Origin of the sequence: Martelella sp. UBA3392, assembly GCF_002358775.1 — a bacterium.
GTDB lineage: Bacteria > Pseudomonadota > Alphaproteobacteria > Rhizobiales > Rhizobiaceae > Martelella > Martelella mediterranea.
This window is the reverse complement of sequence record NZ_DEPM01000050.1, coordinates 1-5,478: the sequence shown is the minus strand read 5'-3', so window position 1 is coordinate 5,478 and position 5,478 is coordinate 1. Positions and strand designations below refer to the sequence as shown.

At 63.4% G+C, this 5,478-nt stretch carries 5 protein-coding genes; all 5 read left to right on the top strand.

The features are described 5' to 3' along the window. The first annotated feature begins 81 nt into the window (after window positions 1-81). Window positions 82-960 (top strand): alpha/beta hydrolase, encoded by an 879-nt coding sequence (locus tag B4E36_RS03790; protein ID WP_292055947.1) that lies wholly within the window; start codon window positions 82-84, stop codon window positions 958-960. 525 nt (window positions 961-1,485) lie between these two features. Then, window positions 1,486-2,637, top strand: a complete 1,152-nt coding sequence (locus B4E36_RS03785; RefSeq protein ID WP_414673724.1) for an ABC transporter substrate-binding protein — start codon at window positions 1,486-1,488, stop codon at window positions 2,635-2,637. Between the two features lie 76 nt (window positions 2,638-2,713). Beyond that, window positions 2,714-3,628: a branched-chain amino acid ABC transporter permease gene (locus tag B4E36_RS03780; protein ID WP_292055945.1), complete on the top strand. Its 915-nt coding sequence runs from the start codon at window positions 2,714-2,716 to the stop codon at window positions 3,626-3,628. Further along, window positions 3,625-4,620 (top strand): branched-chain amino acid ABC transporter permease, encoded by a 996-nt coding sequence (locus tag B4E36_RS03775; RefSeq protein WP_292055943.1) that lies wholly within the window; start codon window positions 3,625-3,627, stop codon window positions 4,618-4,620. Before B4E36_RS03780 ends, B4E36_RS03775 begins: the two co-directional genes overlap by 4 nt. Then, complete coding sequence (locus B4E36_RS03770; protein ID WP_292055942.1) at window positions 4,613-5,362, top strand: ABC transporter ATP-binding protein; 750 nt, start codon at window positions 4,613-4,615, stop codon at window positions 5,360-5,362. The genes B4E36_RS03775 and B4E36_RS03770 overlap by 8 nt, the downstream gene beginning before the upstream one ends. The last annotated feature ends 116 nt before the right edge of the window (window positions 5,363-5,478 follow it).

Below are 5,478 nucleotides of genomic sequence, written 5' to 3'. Positions count from 1 at the left end.
GTTCGTCAACGACAGCGGCCGCCCGCAGCCATGGCCGGAGGCGATCCGGGCGAAGCTGGAGGCGGCCCTGGAGCCGGCTGCATGACCGGCGACCGCAACGCCTATCGCCGCTATGACGCAGCCTTCCTGAATGCGCAATACATTGCCCGCGACGCAGTGCCCGCCTTCGGCGCTTATGCGAAGCGCTGGCAGGAACTGAGCGCCAAGGCGGTGGAAGACCTGCCCTGCCAGCTCGATATCGCCTATGGCGACAGTGCGGCCGAGAAGCTCGACATCTTCCCCGCGCTTGATGGCGGGCCGGCGCCGGTGCTGGTGTTCTACCATGGCGGCTACTGGCGCTCGACCGACAAATCCTGGTACCGGTTTCTCGCCCGCCCGTTTGTCGAACGCGGCGTCACGGTGGTGTTTCCCGATTACGGCCTGTGCCCTTCCGTCACCATGGATACGATCGCCGATCAATGCCGCCGCTCGTTCGAATGGGTCTGGCGCAATGCCGCCTCCTTTGGCGGCGACGAGGCGCGGGTCTTCGTCTCCGGGCATTCGGCCGGTGGCCAGATCGCCGGCATGCTGCTGGCTGCCGACTGGTCCGGGCTCGGCTCGGTCTCCGGCTTTCCGATCAAGGGCGTGACGGCGGTGAGCGGGCTGTTCGATCTAGCGCCGCTCCGGCTGACGAGCCTCAATGAGGATCTCGGCATGGATGAAGCCGCAGCCCGCCGTAACAGTCCCATCGACCACCCGCTGCCGGCGAAAATTCCGCCGGTCGTCGCCGCCGTTGGCGCGCTCGAAAGCGATGAATTCCACCGCCAGAGCCGCCTCTACGCGGACCATGTCGAAGCGGCGGGCGGCGATTGCGTCCTGCTCGACGTCGCCGGCCACCACCACTATTCAATCCTCGACGCCATGGCCAATCCGCGCCATCCGTTTGGAAAAATGGTGCTGGAACAGATCGGCGCAGCGTGAGTCAAGCTGGCAATAAGTTTAATTTTAAAGTATTTCCGGGCTCTCCGTCTAGACACGCCCCTCTCATCCCTTCAGCGTCATCCTCGGGTTTGACCCGAGGACAAAATCCCGTTCTACGCGAGAAGCGTTGGCGGGTTTCGCGATAGTGTTGCTCCCCGTTCCTGATACGCCGCGCAATCCGCCCGTATGGAGAGGTGCCTGAATTCTCGGGTCAAGCCCGAGGATTGACGCCGAGAGTGGGGCGGAGGGCGGTTCAACCGGAGAACCGGCAGAGCGAGCCGATATGCCAATACAAAACGCGCTGGACGAAAAGTGATCCAGTGGCGCCGATAGCGTTTCCCAACACTTATAATACACAAGCAAACTATTTTAAATTTGATGTAATAATTGAATTATGTCAGGTTACGCTCCAACGGCTTATCATGGCGACATGCTTAGACTAGACTGCCCCCATGGGCACGAGGGGCGTTGCCTAAGGCCGAGACGAATTCCGAAGGAATCGCAAACAACAGATAGGGGACATCTATGAAACTCAGCACTTTCCTGAAAGGCGGCGTCATGGCGCTCGCGATCGGCGCTGCGGGCATGGCGCAGGCCGATCCGGTCAAGGTCGGCCTCATCACCACGCTTTCGGGCGGCGGGGCATCGCTTGGCGTCGATAGCCGCGACGGCTTCCTGCTGGCGCTGAAGCAGGCCGGGGATGCCGCCTCCGATGTCGAGGTCGTGGTAGAGGACGACCAGCGCAAACCCGACGTCGCCGTCCAGATCGCCGACAAGATGATCCAGTCCGACAAGGTTGACGTCCTGACCGGCATCGTCTGGTCCAACCTCGCCATGGCCGTGGTGCCGTCGGCTGTCGCGCAGGGCAAGTTCTACCTTTCGACCAATGCCGCGCCGTCGCAGCTTGCTGGTGCCGGGTGCAACCCGAAATATTTCGCGGTCAGCTATCAGAACGACAATCTTCATGAAGCCGCCGGCGCCTATGCCAGCGACGAGGGCATCGAAAAGATGTTCATCATGGCCCCCAACTATCCGGCGGGCAAGGATTCGCTCACCGGCTTCAAGCGCTTCTATGACGGCGACGTGGTCAAGGAAGTCTACACCCAGCTCGGCGCCACCGACTACGCTTCCGAGATCGCCCAGATCCGCGATAGCGACGCCGATGCGGTGTTCTTCTTCCTGCCGGGCGGCATGGGCATTTCGTTCATGAAGCAATATGCCGAATCCGGCGTCGACAAGCCGCTGATCGGCCCGGCCTTCAGCTTCAGCCAGGATATCCTGCCGGCCATGGGCGAGGCCGCGATCGGCGTGAAAAACACGTCCGACTGGTCGCCGGACCTCGACAATGAGGCCAACAAGAAATTCGTCGAAGGCTTCGAGGCCGAATATGGCCGTCTGCCCTCGCTCTACGCGGCGCAGAGCTACGACACCGCCAACCTGTTGCTGTCGGCGATCGCGGCTGCCGATGTCTCGGACGCCGATGCCTTCCAGCAGGCGCTTGCCGCCGCCGATTTCGACAGCGTGCGCGGCAATTTCAAGTTCGGCCCGAACCAGCATCCGATCCAGGATTTCGTGATTCGCGAAGTGGTCGATGACAATGGCGTGCTGACCAACAAGCTCGTCGGCACCGTGATGACCGATCACGCCGACGCCTACGCGGCCGAGTGCAAGATGTAAGGTCTGATCGGGACCTCATGCCGGGCCGGCGCTGAAGCGTCGGTCCGTATCCTGTCCTTTCGCGAAGGAGGAGCGTGTGTCGCTCTTTGTCGAGCAGGCCCTGAACGGCCTGCAATACGGCATGATGCTGTTTTTGATGGCCGCCGGCCTGACGCTGGTGTTCGGCGTCATGGGGTTGATCAACCTCGCCCATGGTTCGCTGTTCATGATCGGCGCCTTCGCCTGCGCCTTTGTCGCGGCGGCGACCGGGCATTACTGGCTCGGCCTTGCCGCAAGCCTGCTGGTCTCCGCCGGCGTCGGCGCGCTGATCGAGGTGGGCGTGATCCGCAAGCTCTATGCCCGCGACCATCTCGATCAGGTGCTGGCGACCTTCGCGCTGATCCTGGTGTTTTCCGAAGGCACGCGCTGGGTGTTCGGCTCGTTTCCGCTCTATCTCAACCTGCCGGAGATCCTGTCGGGCGCGGTCACGTTGCCGGGCGGGTTGCAATATCCGGTGTTCCGTCTGGTGATCATCTTGTTCGGCGCGGCGGTCGCCATCGGCCTCTGGCTCTTGATCGGCCGCACGCGTCTCGGCATCCGCATCCGCGCCGGCGAGGCCGATCGCGAGATGATTGCAGCCCTCGGCGTCGATATCGCGAAGCTCTACACCATCGTGTTCGCGCTGGGTGCTGCGCTCGCCGGCTTTGCCGGTGCCTTGGTCGGCTCCATCCAGTCGGTGCAGGTCGGCATGGGCGAGCCGGTGCTGATCCTGGCTTTCGTGGTCGTCGTCATCGGCGGCATCGGCTCGATCAAGGGCGCGCTGATCGGCGCGCTTCTGGTGGGCATGACCGATACGCTCGGCAAGGCGCTGCTGCCTGGCCTGTTTGCGGCACTTGGCGGCGGTTCGGGCGCCAATGCCATGGCCGCCACCGTCGCCTCGATGCTGATCTATATCCTGATGGCCGTGGTTCTGGTGATCCGCCCGCAGGGCCTGTTCGGGGCGAGAGCATGACCCGCGAAACCATCATCAACCTCGCCATCTTTGCCGCCCTCGTCGCCTTCGCCATCGGTGCGCATCTGATGGGCAACGGTTTTGCCGTGACGCTTGCCACCAAGGCCGCGATCTTCGCGCTTGCCGGCGTCGGCCTCAACCTCGCGCTCGGCTATGGCGGGCTGGTGTCGCTTGGCCATGCCGCCTTCTTCGGCATTGGCGGCTATGTCACCGGCATTTTCGCAAGCCATGCGATGCAGGCGACGCCGGTGCTGACCTTCCCCTTCACCCTTGCCGGCAGCAATGACATGCTCGGCATCTGGCCGATGGCGATGGTTGCGGGCGGTCTGCTGGCGCTTGCCATCGGCGCGCTGTCGCTTCGCACCACGGGCGTCTATTTCATCATGGTGACGCTCGCCTTCGCGCAGATGGTCTATTACTTCGCCGTGAGCTGGCCGCGCTATGGCGGCGAGGACGGTCTGAGCTTCTATGTCCGCAACAATTTTCCGGGCATGAACACCTTCGATCCGATCCAGTATTTCTCGATCTGCGCCGCACTTCTTGCGCTCGCGCTGCTCTTTACGGCTATCGTCACCCAGTCGCGCTACGGGCTTGCGCTACAGGCCGCGCGGCAGAACCGCCAGCGCAGCATGGCCGTCGGCATCCGGCCCTATGGCGTGCTGCTGGTGGCTTTCGTGCTGTCGGGCATGATCGTGGCGCTTGCCGGCTCGCTCTATGCCGATCTCAACCGCTTCGTCAGCCCCGCCATGCTGTCCTGGCACATGTCGGGCGAGATCATGGTGTTCGTCATTCTCGGCGGCGTCGGCAGGCTGTGCGGGCCGGTGGCGGGGGCGGCGATCTATATCCTGCTCGAACATCTGCTCGGCGATGTCAGCGAATACTGGCAGGCGCTGCTCGGCCTGCTGCTCCTGGTTATCGTGATCTATTCGCCTGGCGGCCTGATCGGCCTGATCTCCGGCCGTCTACCTGACAGGAAGCTTCGCAATGCATGAGCCGATCCTCGACATCACCGGAATTCGCAAATCCTACGGCGCGCTGACCGTCACGGATGATGTGAACCTCACCCTGATGCCGGGCGAGATCCATGCCCTGATCGGTCCGAACGGGGCCGGCAAGTCGACGCTGATCAAGCAGATCGTCGGCGAAGTGCGGCCCGATCACGGCACGATGCGGTTCGAGGGCCAGGTGATCGACGATCTCGATGCCGCCGCCCGCGCCCGGCTGGGGCTGGCGCGCAGCTTTCAGGTTTCTTCGGTGATCGCGGATTTCACCGTGCTGCAAAATGTCATGCTGGCCGTCGCCGGGGCCTCCGGTCGGGTGTTCCGCTTCCATATCCCGGCCCTTTCCGACCGCAAGCTCACCGAGCCGGCGCTGTTTCATATCGCCGAGGCCGGGCTGAAGGATCGCGCCAATGTCACGGCTTCCGCGCTTTCGCATGGCGAGCGCCGCAAGCTCGAAATCGCGATGGCGCTTTCGATGCGCCCGCGCGCCTTCCTGCTGGACGAACCGATGGCGGGGATGGGGCTCGAAGGCGGGCAGCAACTGACCGCCATGCTTGCCGAACTGAAGGCCGAAGCGCCGATCCTGCTGGTGGAGCATGATATGGACGCCGTCTTCGCGCTCGCCGATCGCATCTCGGTGCTGGTCTACGGCAAGATCATCGCGTCCGGCAGCGTCGCCGAAATCCGCGCCAATCCCGATGTGCGCCGGTCCTATCTCGGAGAAGAGGCATGAGCCGGCTGCTGGAACTTGAGAACGTCACGGCCGCCTATGGCGCGGTCAAGGCGCTGTTCGGCGTCTCGCTTGCCATGGACGAGGGCCAGGTGGTGGCGCTAATGGGGCGCAACGGC